At 63.6% G+C, this 18692-nt stretch carries 12 protein-coding genes and 2 pseudogenes; 9 read left to right on the forward strand and 5 right to left on the reverse strand.

Annotation, left to right across the window (positions count from 1 at the left end; genetic code table 11):
- Nucleotides 1-127: 127 nt before the first annotated feature.
- The 3 genes and pseudogenes from KAK09_RS17390 to KAK09_RS17400 form a co-directional block, all read right to left on the reverse strand.
- Nucleotides 128-2263: pseudogene (locus KAK09_RS17390) on the reverse strand (class I SAM-dependent DNA methyltransferase); the annotation flags it as partial.
- A complete protein-coding gene (locus KAK09_RS17395) occupies nucleotides 2260-2682 on the reverse strand; it encodes a type II toxin-antitoxin system VapC family toxin (RefSeq protein ID WP_210880205.1) in 423 nt (140 codons plus the stop codon). The gene KAK09_RS17395 and the pseudogene KAK09_RS17390, both read right to left, overlap by 4 nt.
- A 2-nt stretch (nucleotides 2683-2684) precedes the next feature.
- Nucleotides 2685-2933 (reverse strand): FitA-like ribbon-helix-helix domain-containing protein, encoded by a 249-nt coding sequence (locus KAK09_RS17400; protein ID WP_210880206.1) that lies wholly within the window; start codon nucleotides 2931-2933, stop codon nucleotides 2685-2687.
- A gap of 152 nt (nucleotides 2934-3085) precedes the next feature.
- Between KAK09_RS17400 and KAK09_RS17405 the strand changes: the two genes are divergently transcribed.
- From KAK09_RS17405 to KAK09_RS17420, 4 genes are read left to right on the forward strand one after another with little or no spacing between them, the layout of a single operon-like run.
- Nucleotides 3086-3760, forward strand: a complete 675-nt coding sequence (locus KAK09_RS17405; RefSeq protein WP_210880207.1) for an SOS response-associated peptidase — start codon at nucleotides 3086-3088, stop codon at nucleotides 3758-3760.
- Nucleotides 3744-4346 (forward strand): ImuA family protein, encoded by a 603-nt coding sequence (locus KAK09_RS17410; RefSeq protein ID WP_336244483.1) that lies wholly within the window; start codon nucleotides 3744-3746, stop codon nucleotides 4344-4346. Before KAK09_RS17405 ends, KAK09_RS17410 begins: the two co-directional genes overlap by 17 nt.
- The gene (locus KAK09_RS17415; RefSeq protein ID WP_210880208.1) at nucleotides 4273-5763 is read left to right on the forward strand and encodes a Y-family DNA polymerase; all 1491 of its coding nucleotides are present in this window, start codon (nucleotides 4273-4275) and stop codon (nucleotides 5761-5763) included. The genes KAK09_RS17410 and KAK09_RS17415 overlap by 74 nt, the downstream gene beginning before the upstream one ends.
- On the forward strand, nucleotides 5760-9104 hold the full coding sequence (locus KAK09_RS17420) for an error-prone DNA polymerase (protein WP_210880209.1): 3345 nt from the start codon (nucleotides 5760-5762) through the stop codon (nucleotides 9102-9104). Before KAK09_RS17415 ends, KAK09_RS17420 begins: the two co-directional genes overlap by 4 nt.
- A gap of 116 nt (nucleotides 9105-9220) precedes the next feature.
- Here the strand turns inward: KAK09_RS17420 and KAK09_RS17425 are convergent, their stop codons facing one another.
- Both KAK09_RS17425 and KAK09_RS17430 read right to left on the reverse strand, forming a co-directional pair.
- Nucleotides 9221-10606, reverse strand: coding sequence for a transposase (locus KAK09_RS17425; RefSeq protein WP_210880210.1), 1386 nt, complete (start codon nucleotides 10604-10606; stop codon nucleotides 9221-9223).
- A gap of 662 nt (nucleotides 10607-11268) precedes the next feature.
- Nucleotides 11269-11631: pseudogene (locus tag KAK09_RS17430) on the reverse strand (transposase); the annotation flags it as partial.
- A gap of 136 nt (nucleotides 11632-11767) precedes the next feature.
- Here KAK09_RS17430 and dctP point away from each other — a divergent pair.
- From dctP to KAK09_RS17455, 5 genes are read left to right on the forward strand one after another with little or no spacing between them, the layout of a single operon-like run.
- Nucleotides 11768-12916, forward strand: coding sequence for a TRAP transporter substrate-binding protein DctP (dctP, locus tag KAK09_RS17435; protein ID WP_210880211.1), 1149 nt, complete (start codon nucleotides 11768-11770; stop codon nucleotides 12914-12916).
- Nucleotides 12917-12972: 56 nt separating this feature from the next.
- Nucleotides 12973-16176 carry an ATP-binding protein gene (locus KAK09_RS17440; RefSeq protein WP_210880212.1) on the forward strand — a complete coding sequence of 1068 codons (3204 nt, stop codon included), beginning with the start codon at nucleotides 12973-12975 and terminating at the stop codon, nucleotides 16174-16176.
- Complete coding sequence (locus tag KAK09_RS17445) at nucleotides 16064-16690, forward strand: response regulator (RefSeq protein ID WP_210880213.1); 627 nt, start codon at nucleotides 16064-16066, stop codon at nucleotides 16688-16690. The genes KAK09_RS17440 and KAK09_RS17445 overlap by 113 nt, the downstream gene beginning before the upstream one ends.
- Entirely contained in the window at nucleotides 16675-17067 is a 393-nt protein-coding gene (locus KAK09_RS17450) for an Hpt domain-containing protein (RefSeq protein ID WP_210880214.1), read from the forward strand. The genes KAK09_RS17445 and KAK09_RS17450 overlap by 16 nt, the downstream gene beginning before the upstream one ends.
- On the forward strand, nucleotides 17064-18587 hold the full coding sequence (locus KAK09_RS17455) for a response regulator (protein WP_247651398.1): 1524 nt from the start codon (nucleotides 17064-17066) through the stop codon (nucleotides 18585-18587). The genes KAK09_RS17450 and KAK09_RS17455 overlap by 4 nt, the downstream gene beginning before the upstream one ends.
- Nucleotides 18588-18692 lie beyond the last annotated feature (105 nt).

Below are 18692 nucleotides of genomic sequence, written 5' to 3' on the forward strand. Positions count from 1 at the left end.
GACCCCTCAAAGGGCTCGCTCTCCATAAAGCTCAAGCGCGCAGGGTGGGATGAGGCTTTCTTATGCAGCATTCTCAATGGCGTGAAACCGGCGCCCCCAGCGGCGTGAGCCAAACGCGATTGCCCTGCGGATGACTGCACGCCTCTTCGGCTTGATCGTCCGAAATCCACAAGCAAAAGCGGCTTATGCCGCGAATAAATTCCACCGAGCCAAAAAGCGGGCGCACAAACTTCTTTGCCTCAGACTCCGAGAGGTTTAGGGCCGCAAGCTCTTCGCTGGATAACAAAAGGTTCCCGCCGTCGGTGGGACCATTGCCTCTGTCCATTGGATTTATCGAAGCCAATGGTTTTGCTCGCTTTTCGATAGATACATTCGGGGCAGCCACCAAATAAGCATTGATGTTATCCGCTTCCTTCACCACTGCGCCACCATCATCTGCCAGTGAGAACAGCTTGCGCACCGCCCCCGCATGATTGGAAATAGCCACAATCGCCACGGTCACGCCAGCATTGTGGCTGGCAAGGTTCGCCCATTTGAAACTGGTGTGGGCAAAAGCAATCGCATGCCCAGTCTTGAAGATCAGCGGCCAGAGGATCGGCACCTGTTGCCCCTGACAGATCGAGTTTGTTGACACGAAGGCCGACACGGTGGGCGTGTGCAGCCCGTAATCGGCGGCCTTCATGAACCAGCCCGCGACATAATCGAGCGACTTCCAGCTTTTTGTGCGCCCGCCAAAAATGCGCTGCAAATCCTCTTTCTGTTCCGTGCTTTGCCACGTTGACCCCAGATAAGGCGGGTTGCCACAGATATAGGTCTCGCCCCCTTCATTCACAAAATCAATCTGCGCCTGATCCAGCGGCGACATGAACAGGTCATCGGCCTGAAACGTCACCCCCGTCCCCGTGGGCGGGCAGACCGACAGCCAGTCCAGCCGCAGCGCGTTGCCGCAGGTGATCCAGTTCTGCGCATCCAGCGGCAGGAATTCGGCCAGCGCCTCTTTCTGGCCGCGATAGCGCACGTCGCATTGATATTCCGCGATGATCAGCGCCAGCCGGGCAATCTCTGCCGAGAAATCCCGCAGCTCGATCCCGCGATAGTTGGTCAGGGGAATGTCGGTGCGCCGCAGCGGCTCGCCCCGCCGCTTGTTGATCTCATACTCGATGCTGCGCATTTCCTTGTAGGCGATGACAAGGAAGTTGCCCGACCCGCAAGCGGGGTCAAACACGCGGATCTTGGCCATGCGGGCGCGCAGATTGGCCAGCTTGCGCGCGTTGTCGCCCGCCGCCTCCAGCTCTGCCCGCAGGTCATCGAGGAAAAGCGGGTTCAGCACCTTCAGGATGTTCGGCACAGAGGTGTAGTGCATGCCAAGGACGCTGCGTTCCTCCTCATCCGCGACGGCCTGAATCATCGACCCGAAGATGTCGGGGTTGATCTGCGTCCAGTCGAGGCTGCCGATATGGCTGAGATAACGCTGCGCGATCTTGGAAAAGCGCGGCACATCGGTGCTGCCCGAGAAGAGCCCGCCGTTCACATAGGGAAAGGTGTCGGCCCAACGGGGCAGCTTGGCCTCGGCGCGGTTGGCGATGGGCGTGTTCATCGCACGGAAAATCTCGCCGATCACTTCGTGCGTGTTCGACCCATCGCGGTTGGCCATCTGGTCGATGGTGGCGGTGAACAGGTTGTCGCTGACGAAAATGTCGGTGTCTTCGGCGAAGAAGCAGAAGATCAGCCGCGCCATGAAGTGGTTCATGTCGTGGCGTTTGGAGGCCACTCCCCAGTCGGGGTTGTCCTTGATCAGCTCGACATAGAGCCGGTTGAGACGGCTGGTCGCGCGGATGTCAAAGGCGCTCTCGCGGATCTGTTTGACGGTGGAGATGCCCGCGAGCGGCAGGAAGAAGCCGAAATGGTCGGGGAAATCGGTGTAACGGCAGGCGATGGTCTCGCCGGTGGTCAGATCCTCGGCCTCAAGGTCGATGCCATCGGTGGCGAGGATGAACTTCGCCTTGGCGCGGGTGGTGGCGGGGCTGTCGCGCAGAGCGGTCAGGGTTGCCGCGATGTCGCCCGGCGCGCAGGTCGCAAGGTGGATATTGTTGGTCTGCAGGACGCCACCGACGTCGGACTTGTTCGACGCGCCGCTGTGCAGGCGCTTGATGGTGGTGTCCTTGTTGCCGAAGGCCATGAGGAAGGCATAGGGGAATTCGGTCGCGTCAAACGGTTGTTCGGCGAGTTCGGAAACGGCTTGTTCAATCTCAACGGCGTTCATGCGGCTGTCCAGGGATTGATCAGGTTGACGCCGCAGCCCTCGAAGTCAGCCGTATTGCGGGTGGCGACCTTGGCGCCGCGGGCGCGGGCGATGGCGGCGATCTGGCAATCCGCCTGCGCGATCGGCCGCCCGGCAGCGCGGCGGCTGGAAGCGATGGTAGCATAGGCCTCGGCGGCGGCGCTGTCGAAGGCGAGCACGCGCCCGCCCATGTCCTCGCGAAGGATGCGGTCGATCGCGTCGGCAAGGCCATCGCGGCGCTTGCCGTTGTCCATGATGGCGACGCCGTAGCGCAACTCAGCCTCGGAGATCGCGGTGAGGTAGATGTCGAGCCCGTCCTGGGCGGCGAGCCACGTCTCGACACGCGGTTCCGGGGTCGGGCGTAGAAGCTCCGAGACGACATTCGTATCGACAATGATCATGCTCACGCCTGATCAAAGGTGGGCGGTTCACGCATGGGTTCGCGCGGGGGAAGATCCAGCTCGACGCCTCCCAGAGGCGCGACCCGCGCCCGGATTGCGGCGGCGAGGTTGTGGGCGGGCTTCTCCTGCCCGACAACCTGGCGCAGGATTTCGCGGGCCTCTTCCTCCATCGAGCGGCCATGCTCGGCCGCGCGAACGCGCAGGCGACGCTTTACCGTGTCGTCGAGATTGCGAATCGTGATGCTGGCCATGGGCTCCTCCGGTAACTGAAGTTCAAGTTAAGCGACGATTGCAATGCAATCAAGTCAGGTTACGGAGGAAGCGAACACCAAGAGTCGCATTTGCGCCCCGGATATGTTCCTGTATTGTTCGAATCCGACCCCGCCGCCAGTGTGACCCGCCCATGTGCAACCTATATTCCCAGACCACAAGCCAGGACGCAATGCGGCAGCTGTTCGACGATGCGCTGCCGGGCACGGTTGCGGATCGAACCGGCAACCTGCCGGCGCAACCCGGTATCTGGCCGGATTACCCGGCACCGATCCTGCGGCATGCGCATGTGGACGGGTTCGAACTGACCATGGCGCGCTGGGGCATGCCCACCCCGCCGAAGTTCCTCGAAGGCAAACGCACCGACAAGGGTGTGACCAATATCCGCAACACCGCCTCGCCGCATTGGCGGCGCTGGCTGGGGGTGGAGCATCGCTGCCTCGTGCCCTTCACCAGCTTTTCCGAGATCGACGGACGGGCGGGCGCGCCGCGCAATCACCCGGTCTGGTTCGCGCTGGGCCCCGATCGGCCGCTGGCCTGCTTTGCCGGGTTGCGCACACAATGGACCTCGGTGCGCAAGCTGAAGGAGGGTGAGGTGACAGCCGAGCTTTTCGCCTTCCTGACCTGCCCACCCAATGCCGAGGTTGGCTCGGTTCACCCGAAGGCCATGCCGGTGATCCTGACGCGGCCCGAGGAATGGCGGGCCTGGCTGAGCGCCCCGGCGGCGGAGGCCTTGCAGTTGCAGCGCCCGCTTGCCGATGGCGCCTTGCAGATCGTGCAGGAGGGGGCGCGTGACGACCCTGCATGATCCTGACCAAGCATCGCGCGGCGACGCCCCCTTCGCCCTTGCCCCGGCCCGGGTGCACGAGGCCGAAGGCCGCGGCCGCCGTGCCTTCGCCCTGTTTCAGGCCGCGCGCCACCCAGGCCCACTGTTCTGGGTGTTGCCGGCGCATGTGCCGGAGCTGCCCCTGCCTGCGGGCCTGCCCGAGGGCGTGGCCGAGCGGCTGCACCTGCTGCGCCCGGCCAGTGAGATCGACCTGCTTTGGTCGGTCGAGGAGGCCCTGCGCGCAACACCTGTGGGCCTGGTCATCGCCGAGCCGCAAAAGCCCCTCTCGCTGACCGCCGGGCGGCGGTTGCAACTGGCGGCCGAGGCGGGCGGCACCACCGGGCTGATGCTGATCCGCGACGGCGCAGGCAGCAATGCCGCCGAGACGCGCTGGAATTGTGATGCCATGGCGGGGCCGCCGGACTCGACTCTGCATCGCTGGTCCCTTAGAAAGAACAAAAAGGGAACTCTTGGCGCATGGGTGCTGAACTGGAATGGCGCGACGGCTGCTTTCGATCTGGTTTCCGAGGCTGGCGAGCGACACGAGCCTGCGCAGCCGCCCCTGTGAGGGGCCTTTCGCGCTGACGCTGCGCGCGGGCAATGCTGATCACCTGCATTGCCTCAACCCCGAGGCCGAAGCACGCGGCCTGCATCGCAGCATGGCACTGGCCGATGCCCGCGCCATCTGTCCCGATCTGGCCACCCGCCCCGCCGACCAGGCCCGTCAGGGTGCGGCACTGGCCAGCCTGCGCCGCTGGGCGGGGCGCTATGCGCCGATGGTGGCAGGCGACGGGGCGGACGGGCTGATCGCCGACATCTCGGGCGTGGCACATCTCTTCGGCGGCGAGCCGGCGCTGCGCGACGATCTGCACGCCAGGCTTGCCCGCGCGGGGCTGACGGCAGTCAGCGCCATTGCCGGAAGCCGCGGCGCGGCGCATGCGCTGGCCCGCCATGGCGGCGGGATCGTGCCGGAGGGGGCGCTGACGGAGCATCTGGGGAAACTGCCAGTTTCCGCCCTGCGCATCGACCACGCCACTGCCGGGGCGCTGGCCCGTGCCGGACTCGGGCGCATCGCCGATCTGATCGCGCAGCCCCGCGCGCCGCTGGCCCGCCGCTTCGGCCCCGGTCTGGTGCTGCGGCTCGACCAGCTTCTGGGCCACCAGCCCGAGCCGGTCGCGGCCGCGGCCGAGAAGCCGCATTTCAGCGTGCGCATGACCCTGCCCGACCCGATCGGGTTGCAAGGCGATGTGATGGCGGCGCTCATGCGGCTGCTCGATCGGCTGTGCGAGAAGCTCGCGGCGCATCATAGGGGCGCACGGCGGGTGCGGCTGGAAATGCGGCGGGTGGATCGCGGCAGCGTGCAGGTAGAGGTCGGCCTGGCCCGCCCGATGCGCGATCCCGCGCGGATCGCGGCTCTGTTCGCCAAGGGGGTGCAGGCAATCGACGCGGGCTTCGGCATCGATGCACTGCGCCTGATGGCCACGGCCACCGAACCGCTCGCGCCGGAGCAGACCGGCGGCGGCTCGACCATCCGGCACAAGGACGCGCTGGCCGATCTGCTCTCGCGGCTGGGCAACCGGATCGGGTTCGACCGGGTGCTGCGCCTGCTGCCCGCCGACAGCGACATTCCCGAGCGCAGCTTCATCATTGCCCCGGCAGCCTACAGCGCTCCGGCGCCGTTCGCTCCGCGCGGCGGGCCGCCCCGGCCCATCGCGCTTTTCCCGCCCGAGCCGGTCGCCGCGGTCTCGGGCCATCCGCCGGCGCGGTTTCGCTGGCGGCGGATGGGGTTCACCACGCTGCGCGCGCTGGGGCCGGAACGGATCGCGCCGGAATGGTGGCTCGACGATCCCGCCTGGCGCTCGGGCCTGCGCGACTACTGGCGCATCGAGACACGGGAAGGCCCGCGCCTGTGGCTCTTTCATACGCCGCAGGTGCCCGGCGCGGCACGCGGGCGCGCATGGTATGTGCAAGGGGAGTTCGCATGACCCCCTATGCCGAGCTTTGCGTGACCTCCAACTTCACCTTCCTGCACGGGGCCTCGCACCCCGAGGAACTGATCACCCGCGCCGCCGAGCTGGGCCTTGCCGCCATCGCCATCACCGACCTCAATTCGGTGGCCGGCGTGGTGCGGGCCTTCTCGGCACTGCAGGAGCTGGCGCGGCTGCGCAGCGAGGCACGGACCACCACAGAGACCGGCGAAGGCCCGGCGATCCGGTCGCGAGGTGTCACCGACCCCTCGAGCCGCCAGACACTGCTACAGCCGGGTGCGCAAGCCCGCCCGCATCTGTGCCCCAACACCCCGCTGCCCAGACTGATCGCGGGCGCGCGCCTGGTGCTGGCCGACAGCGCCACCCATTGGCTCGCCCTGCCGACCGATGTGGCCGCATGGTCGCGGCTGACCCGGCTTCTGTCCCTTGGCAAGCGCCAGGCCGAGAAGGGCGCATGCCACCTCATCCGCGCCGATCTGCTTGACTGGGGCGCGGGGATGATCCTGATCGCCCTGCCACCCGACCCGCTGGAAACACCCCCACCCCGTGCCGAGTTGCTCCAGATCGCGCGCCGCTTTCCCGGCCAGTGCTTTCTGGGGGCGGCGCCGCGCTATGACGGGCGCGACCAGCCGCGCCTCGACCGGTTGGCGCAACTGTCGCAGGAAAGCAGCCTGCCCATGGTGGCGCTGGGCGATGTGCTGATGCACCGCGCCGCGCGCCGCAAGCTGGCCGATGTGCTGACCTGCCTGCGCGAGGGGTTCACCATCGATAATATCGGCACCCGCCGCCTGCCCAATGGCGAGCGCCGCCTGAAATCGGGCACCGAGATGGCGCGGCTCTTTCACCGCTATCCGGCGGCGCTCCGCCGCACGCTGGAGATCGCCGCTGCCTGCGCCTTTCGCCTCGACGATCTGCGCTATCAATATCCCGATGAGGAGCAGGACGGCGAGCCCGCGCAAACCCGGCTGAAGCGTCTCTCGCGTGAGGGGCTGGCCCGACGCTACCCCGATGGCCCGCCGCCGAAGATCGTGCACCGGGCCGCGAAGGAACTGCGCCTGATCGGCGAGATGGCCTATGCGCCCTATTTCCTGACCGTGCACGATATCGTGGCCTTCGCCCGCGCGCAGGGTATCCTGTGCCAGGGGCGCGGCTCGGCAGCCAATTCGGTGATCTGCTATCTTCTGGGCATCACCGAGGTGCCGCCCGAGTCGATCACCCTCATCTTCGAGCGCTTCATCTCGAAGGAGCGAGGCGAGCCGCCCGATATCGACGTCGATTTCGAGCACGAGCGCCGCGAGGAGGTGATTCAGTGGATCTATGCCCGCTATGGCCGCGAGCGCGCCGGGCTGACCGCCACGGTGATCCATTTCCGCTCGCGCGCCGCGATCCGCGAGGTCGGCAAGGTCATGGGGCTGAGCCAGGACGTGGTCGCCCGGCTGGCCGGGCAGATATGGGGCTGGTCGTCATCCGCGCCAGGGCCGGACCGGCTGCGCGAGGCAGGCCTTGACCCGGCTGACCACCGCGTGGCGCTGGCGGTGCACCTGATCGGCGAGATCATCGGTTTTCCCCGACACCTGTCGCAACATGTCGGCGGGTTCGTCATCACCCAAGGACGGCTTGACGAGCTGTGCCCGATCGAGAACGCCGCCATGGCCGACCGCACGATCATCGAATGGGACAAGGACGATATCGACGCGCTGGGGCTGATGAAGGTCGATGTGCTGGCGCTGGGGATGCTCACCGCGATCCGCAAGGCCTTCGCCCTGCTGGCCGATCACCGCGCGCAGCACCTGACGCTGGCCAATGTGCCCGCCGAGGACGCCCGCGTCTATGACATGCTGTGCCGCGCCGATGCCATCGGCGTCTTCCAGGTGGAAAGCCGCGCGCAATTGAATTTCCTGCCCCGGATGCGCCCCCGCTGCTTCTACGATCTGGTCTGCGAGGTGGCCATCGTGCGCCCCGGCCCGATCCAGGGCGGCATGGTGCACCCGTTCATCAACCGCCGGCAGGGCAAGGAAAAGGTCGAGGATCTCGGCCCCGCCATGATGGAGGTGCTGGGCCGCACCTACGGCGTGCCGCTGTTTCAGGAGCAGGCGATGCAGATCGCCGTGGTCGCGGCCGGTTTCACCCCGGCCGAGGCCGACCGGTTGCGCCGTTCGCTCGCCACCTTCAAGCGCATGGGCACGATCGGTGCGTTCCGCGACCGTTTCGTCTCGGGGATGCTGGCGCGCGGCCATGACGCGGATTTCGCGGCGCGCTGTTTCGCGCAGATCGAGGGCTTCGGCTCCTATGGTTTCCCCGAAAGCCATGCGGCGAGTTTCGCGCGGCTGGTCTATGTCTCGGCCTGGCTGAAATGCCACCACCCGGCGGTGTTCACCTGCGCGCTGCTCAACAGCCAGCCGATGGGCTTCTACGCGCCTGCGCAGCTGGTGCGCGACGCGCGCGAACACGGGGTGGAGGTGCGGCCTGTCTCGGTCAACCATTCGGACTGGGACTGCACGCTGGAGCCGCGCCCCGATGGCGCACTGGCGCTGCGGCTGGGGTTTCGCCAGATCAAGGGCATGCGCGAAGAGGACGCCGTCTGGATCGCGGCGGCGCGTGGCAATGGCTACGCCGATGTCGAAAGCCTGTGGCGGCGCGCGGGCGTCGGCCCGGATGCGCTGGAGCGGCTGGCCGAGGCCGATGCATTTGCGGCCATCGGCCTCACGCGCCGCGATGCGCTCTGGGCGGCACGCGCCTTGCGTGCGCCCGCACCGCTGCCGCTGTTCGGCGCCGATGTCGAGGGTGGCATCGAGCCCGCCGTCACCCTGCCCGCCATGACGCTCGGGCAGGAGGTGATCGAGGATTACCTGACCCTGCGCCTGAGCTTACGCGCCCATCCGCTGGAACTGTTGCGCCCGCGCCTGTCTGAGTCCCTACCCCATGACCGGCTGGCGGAGGCGCGAGGGCGCGTCACCGTGACCGGCCTCGTCATCACCCGCCAGCGCCCGGGCACCGCCTCGGGCGTGATCTTCCTGACGCTGGAGGACGAGACCGGCGTGGCCAATGTGGTGGTCTGGAAGCGCATCTACGCGACCTTCCGAAAGGCTGTGATTGCCGGGCGGCTCTTACGCGTTACCGGCCGGATCGAGCGCGACGGCTCCGTCACCCATCTGATCGCCGAGCGGGTCGAGGATCTTTCCCCGCTGCTGGCCACCCTCGGACGGCCCGTGCTCATCCACACCAATGACGGCCGCGCCGATGAAACCAGGCGCCCCGCCGGCGGCAGCATCCGCCCCTCAGCCCGCCATCCGCGAGAACAGGCGAAGAGGCTGTTTCCAAGCCGGGATTTTCATTGAGACGTGATGCCAATTGCGAAGGGGCACGGTGCGGCACTGGGCAGATTCTGTGGAAAAACGCCTGTTCGCGAGCGCAGAGAATGGCGACCTGATAGAGTGCGCAAGCGCCTTTCTGATCAGGCTTTGCGCGTTTGCTGCGGTGCGGGAAAGATCTTGGCCAGTTTGCGGAGGTTTTGGGCGGTGGCGGCGAGCAGGAATTCGTCGTTTGCGCCACATGGACCACGTAATCGGAGCCGCCCCAGCCCAAGAATACGTTTGAGGTGGGCGAAGAGCATCTCGACCTTCTTTCGGAGCTTCATCGAGATGTCGTATTGGCGGGTTTTGGCGATGTCGCGGGCGACCTGACGGGCATCTTCATGCTCCTCGCGGGTGATCTTGCGGGCGTCAGCATTTGGGCAGCATTTGGCTTTGGATGGGCACGCCTGGCAGACATCCTTCAATGCGCGGTAGCGGGCTGTGCCCTTGCCGGTCGGCCCACGGTTCGGGTCCGAGTAGTTGCGGCGGAACTGCTTCAGTTCGTGGCCTTCCGGGCAGATGTACTGGTCGTTTTCGGCGTCCCACTCGAAGTCCGCCCGCGTCCAGGTGCCGTCGTTGCGCCCGGACTTGTCTATAACCGGGATGTGCGGCGCGATCTTGCGATCGACCAGCCAACCCAGAAGGGGCCCGGTGCCATAGGCAGTGTCCGCAATCAGCCGCTCGGGATGCAGGTCGAACCGTTCCTTCACCCTCTTCAACATCGTCTTGGTCGATCCAACCTCGGCCTGCCGGATTGATCTGGTCGCTTCGACGTCGACGATCACGCCGTGATCGGTGTCGATCAGGTAATTGTCGGAATAGCTGAAGAATGCCGGGCCTTTGCGGGCTGCCGTCCACTGGCTGGCCGGATCGGAATGCGAGGTGAACTTGGGCTGCACCTCGCTGGCCGCCCCGAAGGCCGATTCATCCAGCGTGTCGAGATACTCGCGCACGGCACGGGGCGCTTCAGCCGGGTCGATGTGCATTGCGTCCCAATCTTCCTTCGGCGTCGAGTTCTGCTTGTTGGCATCCGCCTCGATCAGGCTGGCATCAATGGCCATACGCTGGCCGCTGACCAGACCTTCCTCGATGCAGCGGGCGACAGTCGTCTCGAACAGGTGTCGCAGAAGTTCGCTGTCGCGAAAACGCCCATGCCGGTTCTTGGAAAACGTCGAGTGATCCGGGATCCTGTCGGTCAGGTCGAGGCGGCAAAACCACCGATAGGCCAGGTTCAGATGCACCTCTTCGCAGAGCCGCCGCTCAGACCGGATGCCGAAGCAATAGCCGACCAACAGCATCCGGATCAGCAGCTCCGGATCAACGGATGGACGGCCCGTATGACTGTAAAAATCCGTCAGATGGGCGCGGATGCTGCTCAGATCGACAAACCGATCAATCGACCGCAGCAGGTGATCTTGGGGAACGTGGTCCTCCAGCGAGAACTCGTAGAACAGCGCTGCCTGCGCTTCCTGTCTCGGTCCCATCATCGGTCAATCCTCCCGCTGGTAAGAAGAATTGAATCAGCAACTTACGCTTCGATCAAGCACGAGTTTTTCAACAAAATAGGCAAGGTGCTGACATTCGCTGCGCCTAAGCTGAACGGCGGCCATGCGCAGGATGCGGCCCTTCCAAAAAGGCTAGGCCGCCGCAGGGTCGCGGTCTTGGTTAGCCCAATCGATCCATGCTCCTGCGTGTATTGCAGTGTCAGGAGCGCACCGCGCAGCATTGGCGAATGCACAAGATCGGAGTGGTCATCAGGGAGCGGGCGGAATTCGATCATGGCGCAACGTTGCCACAGGCTGCGTCGTGTTTCCATGCACTCCGGGCGACTTGCTCACTCCTGACGATCATGCGGAGAATAGCGACCGTATTCTTCGCATCTTCTGCGGCGTTCTCTTCGCGCTTGCGGGGAGGGTGTCACGGGATCAAGCTCATCAGGAGCCGGTCTGCCACGGCCCTAACGAGGCGCGGCTTGGTGCGCGTGAGATGATACGTCTCTGGCGTCAAAGGTGCTTGATAACAGACGAATGGCGGCAACCACGCTTGATGTCAGAATAAGGCACCATTCTATTGTCAAGCGACCTTGTCGCGACTAGGTTGGCGACAAATCCCGTTGATGACAGAATCGGTCCGTATATGGTTGCCAAACCCTATGATCTGACAGACGCCGCACCCTACACAGCGCTGCCCCGGTCTCGGGATCACGCTCGAGAGCGAGCTTGAAGGATGGATCATGGCGCAGGTCACACGCGTCGTTGCCGTCCTCATATCCAGCCGCAATCATCATGATCCGGAACCGGATGATATCTTCCAGGCTATGGCGGGTCTTGCCCGGGTCACGCAGGTCCGTGAGGCACGACGACAGAAGACCCGCCAAGTCGTGCCGGCGTTCGACTTCCCGCAAGAGCGTCAGACCGGCATCGGAGCTCATCTCCGCGCCATCGAAATTGAGCATGACGGGCTTGCCATTCACGGGTGACAAAACGGGCTTTTGGGAGGTAGACTTCATCATGGTGAGGGTGCCTGCCTTGGAAACTGGAGTTTTTGGCGTCGACAGCCGAAAAATACAGAAATTCAAAAGGTTACGCTACCCTCACCACATCGTCATGAATTATCCGGGCTAGCAGGGCGCGAGAAGAGGATTTCATATGAAGCAAGTGAACAAAACCGATCCGATGGCAAAGGCGGGCGCCGCGGACCTCGTTCGGCGTAGGGTACTCTTCGCGACGGCAGCTATTGGTGCCGGAGCTATGGCGGCACCCTTTATTGGCAATGCACAGGTTTCAAAGGGACGAAAGCTGACAATCCAGTCACTTTGGACCGAGAACACCATCGGCTACCGTACGTTCAAGGGCTGGTGCGAGAGCATCGGAGAACTGACCGGAGGCGAGGTCGAGTTCATTCCTTTCGCTGGGGGCACTGTCTCTGAAATCTTCGACATGATGACTGCCACTGCGGCGGGTGTTCTCGACGGGATGCATTGGGTTCCCCACTATACCGCCATCACAGGGGCGATGCCCGCAGGAGCCTTCCTGACATCTTTCCCTATGGGGCTGCCGCATCCTCACCAATGGGACATGCTTTTCGACAGCTACGGCGGAACCGAACTGGCCCGCGAGCTTTACGCGCGCCACGGCCTCCACTTCGTAGGCCACGTTCACCACGATCTGAACCTGATCCACTCCAACAAGCCGATCCACTCGCTGGACGACTTCCGGGGCTTGAACCTGCGGATGCCGGGGGGCCTCATTGCCGACTGTTTCGAAGCCATCGGTGCTCGGACGATCACGCTTGCGGGTTCGGAAGTGCAACCGGCGCTTGCGTCCGGAGCCATCGACGCGGCGGATTTCACCGGGCCGGCAATGAACTACGACCTTGGTTTTGCTGAAGTCAGCAAGTACATCGTGATGGGGCCGACGTCGACGCCATGCTTGCATCAGCCGGTCGACCTGACAATCGTGGCCTTCAACAAGGTTGTCTGGGACAGTCTGGCGCCGGCTACGCAGAATTTGCTAACCGAGCTTGTCCGCTCGTTTTCCGTTAATCATTTCACCGCGCACCAGAAGGCCAACATCGACGCCTGGGCCCGTTTCGCAGAAGCCGGGGTCGAGGTGACCCGACTGACCGAGGAAGATGTTGAACGGTTCCGGAAAATTGCCCTGCCCCTCTGGTTCGAATGGGCGAACCGCGATCAAGATTCGGCTCGGGTATTCAAGCTCCATCTCGAGGTGATGCTCAACCCGGCCGTGGCCTACATCAGCCCTGACGACATCAAGGATTTCGAGCTCAAACTCTGAGGAACGATAGCCCGGCCGAGCAGAAACCGCATTCGGCCGACCAGAAAGGTTGCAGCATGGCAACGGCTGAGGACAAAGGTGCTGGTATTGCGGCCTTGCTCCCCTACACAATCCGGGGAAAGCTCGTTCTGGTTGTTGCCATCATCGTCCTGTCGGCGGCAGTCAGCGCACTGATCGCACATCGCGCCAACGTAGTCGTCCAGGAACAGCTGACCTCGATCACGAAGGAGAGCATTCCAGCCCTCGTCATAGCGCACCGCGTCTCGGAGGACACGACCCAAATCCGCAACGCCGCCGTCTCGGTAGCCAGGTCCGAAAGCACCGACGAACTGGCCGTCCGGTCGGCCGAGATGAAAAGCCATCTGGACGCTGTCCGTTCGGTCATCGACGAACTGGAGGTGCGGGGCAGCAGCGCGGAGGCGGTCGCCAACCTCGAAGCTTCGGTACGCGACGTCGACGCATTGTCTGATGCCTTGGCTGCCATCATCGCGCAGCGAATCGAAACTGCCGAAACGCTTGGCAGCCAGATTCAGCGGCTTGCACAGACCCATGCTGCGTTCAATCGCACGATCGAGCCGTTGATCGCCGATCAGCTTGACGTTCTCAGTGCCGAAACCGGCCGGGTAAACGCAAACACGGAGGCTTCGGTCGCGTTCCTGAACGACCTCGGGGTTCGAGGTCTGATCCCACTTCTGACATTACAGGTCCAGCGTGGCATCATAGAGCAATCCATGATAGGTATGCTTACCGCACCAGATGAAGAGGCTGTCCGCGAAACGTGGAGCACATTCGTCACCTCGAGTTCGGTCGCCGCGCGCAATGTCGAGGAGTTGCGTGGCAACGGCACGGTCAGGCAGATCATCGACATCGGCGAACTATCGGAAATTATCGACCGCATCATTGCTTTCGGTGCGAGCGAGGAGAGCATTTTCGAACAGCGTCGCGCCGCGCTTGCTGACCCGGCTGCCGCGTTCAATCCGCAGGAGACCGAACGCGAGCTGCGCAGGTTGTTCTTGCAGCTCGAGGGATTCCTGCGCCGCTCGATCATTCTGATTCGGGGGCAGGCTGTGACGGTGGGCGCCGAGTTGAGTAGAGAAGTGTCGGCAAGCATCGAGGCCATAAATGCTGCAAGTGTGGTTGGCTACGGGACGCTTCTCACGCTGGAGACACTCGGCAACCGGACCGTCGGAATCCTTTCGCTGGTGCCGTTCGCGGAAGACAGCGCCGCGATCGACAGACTGAAGGTGGACCTTCGCGCGGTCGAGGCCGAAACCTCTTCACTGATCGCCCACCTCGGCGCACGAACCGACATCTCCGAAACTGCCCAGCTCGCGGAGCAGCTGATTGGCTTCGGCGGCGGTGTCGACTCTGTCTTCGACCTCCGAGCGCGCGAACTCGGCGCGCTTGAGCAGGCGGATGAATTGCTCATCAGTACAAACGAGTTGACCGAAAGGATGAGCGGAATTTCAGCAGTAATCGTCACTGAAACCCGCCGAGCAACGGACGCCTCGGCCGCAGCTGTGCTCACCTCGCTTGAATCCAGTCGTTTCACGCTTGTGGCAGTTCTGCTTTCCTCTCTGGCCATCATCCTCGGTGCCATCGCCTACGTGAGTCGCAGCCTTGGCTCGCGGCTTGGCTCCTTCAGCGACGCCGCATTGTCCCTCGCCGAGGGCAATCTTCAGGTTGCTTTGCCCGAACCCAGCGGACGGGATGAGGTCACTCGGCTGATGCAGGCACTTGTTGTATTCCGCGACACTGCGGTGGAGATGGAGCAAAGTAACCTGCGCGAGATTGCCGAAACACGGCAACGGCTCATCGACGCCATCGAGAGCATCTCGGAGGGGTTTGCCTTTTACGACGCCGATGACCGGCTAGTCCTGTGCAACACTCGCTACCGGGAATTTCTCAACGATCCGGCCGGCGCCTTTGTACGTCCGGGCCGTTCCGCGGCGGAGATCGCCGGGGACGCGTCACCAGGGTCGGGGCTGCGGATCGAGTCCACCACCAGAGGACGCGACGCGAAAGCGTCGAACATCCGGCAGCTGCAGGACGGTCGCTGGGTGCAGATCAACAAGCGGCAGACGACCGACGGAGGGTCGGTCGTGGTCTATTCCAACATCAGCGAACTAAAGCAGCGGGAAACCGAACTGACACTAGCAAAGGAACAGGCCGAGTCAGCAAATGAGGCAAAAAGCTCGTTCCTTGCTATGATGAGCCACGAAATCCGCACACCGCTCAACGGAATCATGGGGATGAGCAGCCTGCTCGCGTCGACGAAGCTCGACGCTGAACAGCGCGACTTTGCCACCACCATCGGCGACGCGGCAGACACGCTCTTGACCATCATCAACGACATTCTCGACTTCTCGAAGGTCGAGGCGGGCGCGCTCGATCTGGAGGAACTGGAAATCGACCTGGCCAAGTGTGTCGAATCCGCAGCGGAACTGGTGATGCCAAAGGCCGACGAGAAGGGCGTGGATCTGGCCTGCCGCATCGCGCCTGATGTCCCGCGCGGCGTGGTGGGCGACCCGACCCGGCTTAAGCAGGTGCTTCTCAACCTGCTCAACAATGCGGTGAAGTTCACCGACAAGGGAGAAGTCCTGCTTACAGTCAGCCTCGCCGAGCCGTTGCCCGAGGGCGTCGCGACGGCACAGGTCAGTTTCTCGGTCCGCGATACCGGGATCGGGATCCCTGCCGACCGGATGGACCGACTTTTCCGCTCGTTCAGCCAGGTAGACGCCTCGATGACGCGGCGGTACGGCGGCACCGGACTTGGTCTCGCCATCAGCCAACGACTGGTGAACAAGATGGGCGGTGAAATCATGGTCGAAAGCGAGCCGGGACAAGGCTCAAGCTTCTCCTTCTCTGTGCCCATGCGGATCTGCGCCCTGCCTGACCGGATCGACCGGCAGGCGCAGATCGAGGGGCTGCGGGGCAAGACGGTGCTTGTCGTGGACGACAACCAGACGAACCGCCGTATCATGGACGAACGACTCCGCGCTTGGGGCATGATGCCGGACGTGATCGGCGTTCCGGCAGAGGCGCTGGCTAGGCTTCGGGGCGGACCATCAACCGATATCTTGATCCTCGACTACAAGATGCCCGACATGAACGGGATTGAGCTTTCCCGGCGAATCCGCGCCACCGATGATCCTGTTCACCTCACTCTCACCCGTCGAGCCTCGCTTCTGGGTCGAGATCCAAGAGGCCGGCTTCGCTTCGGTAATTGCAAAGCCTGCAAAATCGGCACAGCTCCTTAATGCGCTCGCCTCGGCCCTTGGGGGAGAGCAGAGAAAGACCTCCCCGACGACAGGACCCACAGACATCCGCGAAGCACCGGCAGAGTCGCTGTCGATCCTTCTTGTCGACGACAACCGGATCAACCGAAAAGTCGGACAGAAGATGCTTGCCAAGAATGGCTACGAATCAGATCTCGCAAGCGGCGGGGCAGAGGCGGTCCGACTGGCGACCGGCGGTTCCTTCGACGTCATTCTCATGGATATCGAGATGCCTGGAATGGATGGACTCGAGGCGGCTTCGCAGATCCGCAGAGCCTTCGAGGGGCGGCCGCGCCCCTACATCGTGGCTCTGACGGCAAATGCGCAATCCTCGGCCCGAGCCGCATATCTGGAGGCCGGCATGGACGACTACCTGAGCAAGCCCGTGGACGAAGAGGCACTGATCTCGACCTTGAAGCGGAGTGCGGCCTTTCGGCAGGCCCAGCACGCAAAGAAAATCTCTGTCAAAGGGGAAAGGTCATGGGTGAAACAATGACTTCGGGCCACATCCACCGCGCTGCGCTAAAACGGCTTTTCGAGGTTTTAGGCAACGACGTTGAGGAGCTTGAAGAGCTCCGAGGCGACTACGTGGAAGATGCGCCAGCCCTCGCGCGGCGGATATCCGAAGCGGCATCCAAAGGTGACTGGACGGCGCTCAGGATCGCAGCGCACACGCTGAAATCGAATGCCCACGATTTCGGCGCGACTCGCCTGTCCGAGCTCTGCGCCTTTCTCGAGAAAGCCTGTTATCACGGTGGTCCAGCGGACGCCGACGCGCTCGCCGAGGGGATCGCGCAGGAGGAAGAAGCCGCGCGCAAGGCATTGCTGGACGTGTCCTTCGAAGACATCGCACGGCCGAGTCCAGACGCATGACGGACCAAGCGCATCATGAAACCACGGCTCCTGCGTCTGTACTAATCGTCGATGACAGCCGCGTGAGCGGCCGAAAGCTCGCCAAGGCGGTGACCGCACTCGGCCACAGGACCGAACTCGTCTCGGGCGGGACCGAGGCGCTCGGCATTCTTGGCGAGATGCCATTCGACATTGTGCTGCTCGACATTGTCATGCCGGAAATGGATGGCTATGCGGTCCTGATCGCCATGAAGGCGGACGTCGCACTTCGCGAAATCCCGGTGATCGTCGTGTCGTCGCTGGACGACGAAATAGAAAGCGTAGCCCGCTCCATCGAGCTGGGCGCCGAGGACTTCCTGCCCAAGAATTTCGAGCCGGCCATCCTGAGGGCCCGCATGAACGCCTCGCTAGCGCGAAAAAGATTCCGGGACCGCGAGCTCGACTATCTCCGAGACATTGACACCCTGACCGAGGCCGCGCAGGTCATCGAAGGCGGCGCGTTTCACCCCACGGAACTGAACTTGGCGTCAGTCGCCGCGCGCGACGATCCGCTGGGTCGGCTCGCCAAGATCTTCCGCAGTCTCGCCGAGGAAATCTATGACCGCGAACGGCGAGCCGATCTGACGGTCCGCACGCTTCGCGGCACGCTTCTAGTAATTGCGGCAGGCAGTATCTTCGGGATTGCACCGGCGCTCGGGCGACTGGCCTCGGCTCGCGAAATTCCCCCGCTCGGGTTGGCCTTCTGGTCGGCAGTCGTTGCGGCGATTCTATGCCTTTCCTTTTCGATCGGGCGAAGTGGCCTGCCTCGCCTCAAGCTGCGGGACCTCCGCTTCCTAACGCTCTGGGCGCTGCTTCTTGGATGCTTGTACCAACTTCTGACGGTCGTCATCGCTGCACATGTCGAGGCCAGCCTGATCGCGATGATCGGAAGCTCGCGGGGCTTCATGGTTTTTCTGCTGGCGGCATTGCTCGCACTCGAGAGGCCGAGCCTGCAGCGCTTCTCGGGTCTTGGTCTCGGTTTCGCCGCGGTGGCGGTGGTACTGCTGGTGCAGGGCACAGGCGAAGATAACGATCTTCTCTGGATTGCTTGTGCGCTCGTGCTTCCATTCTTGCTATCGCTGCATACGCTCCTGATGTCCTGGCGCCCGAGGCACCTCGGCGCCGCTACGACGGTAGGCATCATGATGGCGCTGTCAGCGCTCTTCTTGCTGCCTTTCGCCGTAGCCCAGAACGCTCTGTTCCTGCCTTCCCTCTCCTTCGGCCAGCGAGAGCTCATAACGCTGGCGCTGGGTGCATCGACGGCGGCCGCGCTGGTTCTCGCGCTCGATCTCGTCGTAACAGCAGGGCCGGTTTTTTCTAGCCAGATGGCCTATTCCCAGACACTCGCCGGAATTGCCTGGGGCATGCTGCTCCTCGGCGAGCGTCTTTCGCCACTGGCCTGGGGCGCGTTGGTGTTTGTGATTGCCGGGTTCTGGCTGGTGAAACCGAAGCGCGCTGGCGACGATTTCCGGATCACGCTCAGGATGAAGGGCAACGGTTGATGACCTCGGTCTTGAAGAGGCCGATGACGCACTCGGCCAGGGCATTGTCATAGGAATCGCCGACGGTTCCGACAGATGGATCAATGCCGACTTCGATGAGCCGCT

Source organism: Roseovarius autotrophicus (genome assembly GCF_018069895.1).
Classification (GTDB): domain Bacteria; phylum Pseudomonadota; class Alphaproteobacteria; order Rhodobacterales; family Rhodobacteraceae; genus Roseovarius; species Roseovarius autotrophicus.

What these genes read in the sequence shown, in the direction of transcription:
- KAK09_RS17395 (WP_210880205.1), bottom strand. Translation starts at nt 2,682, where the DNA reads ATGATCATTGTCGATACGAATGTCGTCTCGGAGCTTCTACGCCCGACC.
- KAK09_RS17400 (WP_210880206.1), bottom strand. Translation starts at nt 2,933, where the DNA reads ATGGCCAGCATCACGATTCGCAATCTCGACGACACGGTAAAGCGTCGC.
- KAK09_RS17405 (WP_210880207.1), top strand. Translation starts at nt 3,086, where the DNA reads ATGTGCAACCTATATTCCCAGACCACAAGCCAGGACGCAATGCGGCAG.
- KAK09_RS17415 (WP_210880208.1), top strand. Translation starts at nt 4,273, where the DNA reads ATGGCGCGACGGCTGCTTTCGATCTGGTTTCCGAGGCTGGCGAGCGAC.
- KAK09_RS17420 (WP_210880209.1), top strand. Translation starts at nt 5,760, where the DNA reads ATGACCCCCTATGCCGAGCTTTGCGTGACCTCCAACTTCACCTTCCTG.
- KAK09_RS17425 (WP_210880210.1), bottom strand. Translation starts at nt 10,606, where the DNA reads ATGATGGGACCGAGACAGGAAGCGCAGGCAGCGCTGTTCTACGAGTTC.
- dctP (WP_210880211.1), top strand. Translation starts at nt 11,768, where the DNA reads ATGAAGCAAGTGAACAAAACCGATCCGATGGCAAAGGCGGGCGCCGCG.
- KAK09_RS17440 (WP_210880212.1), top strand. Translation starts at nt 12,973, where the DNA reads ATGGCAACGGCTGAGGACAAAGGTGCTGGTATTGCGGCCTTGCTCCCC.
- KAK09_RS17445 (WP_210880213.1), top strand. Translation starts at nt 16,064, where the DNA reads ATGATCCTGTTCACCTCACTCTCACCCGTCGAGCCTCGCTTCTGGGTC.
- KAK09_RS17450 (WP_210880214.1), top strand. Translation starts at nt 16,675, where the DNA reads ATGGGTGAAACAATGACTTCGGGCCACATCCACCGCGCTGCGCTAAAA.
- KAK09_RS17455 (WP_247651398.1), top strand. Translation starts at nt 17,064, where the DNA reads ATGACGGACCAAGCGCATCATGAAACCACGGCTCCTGCGTCTGTACTA.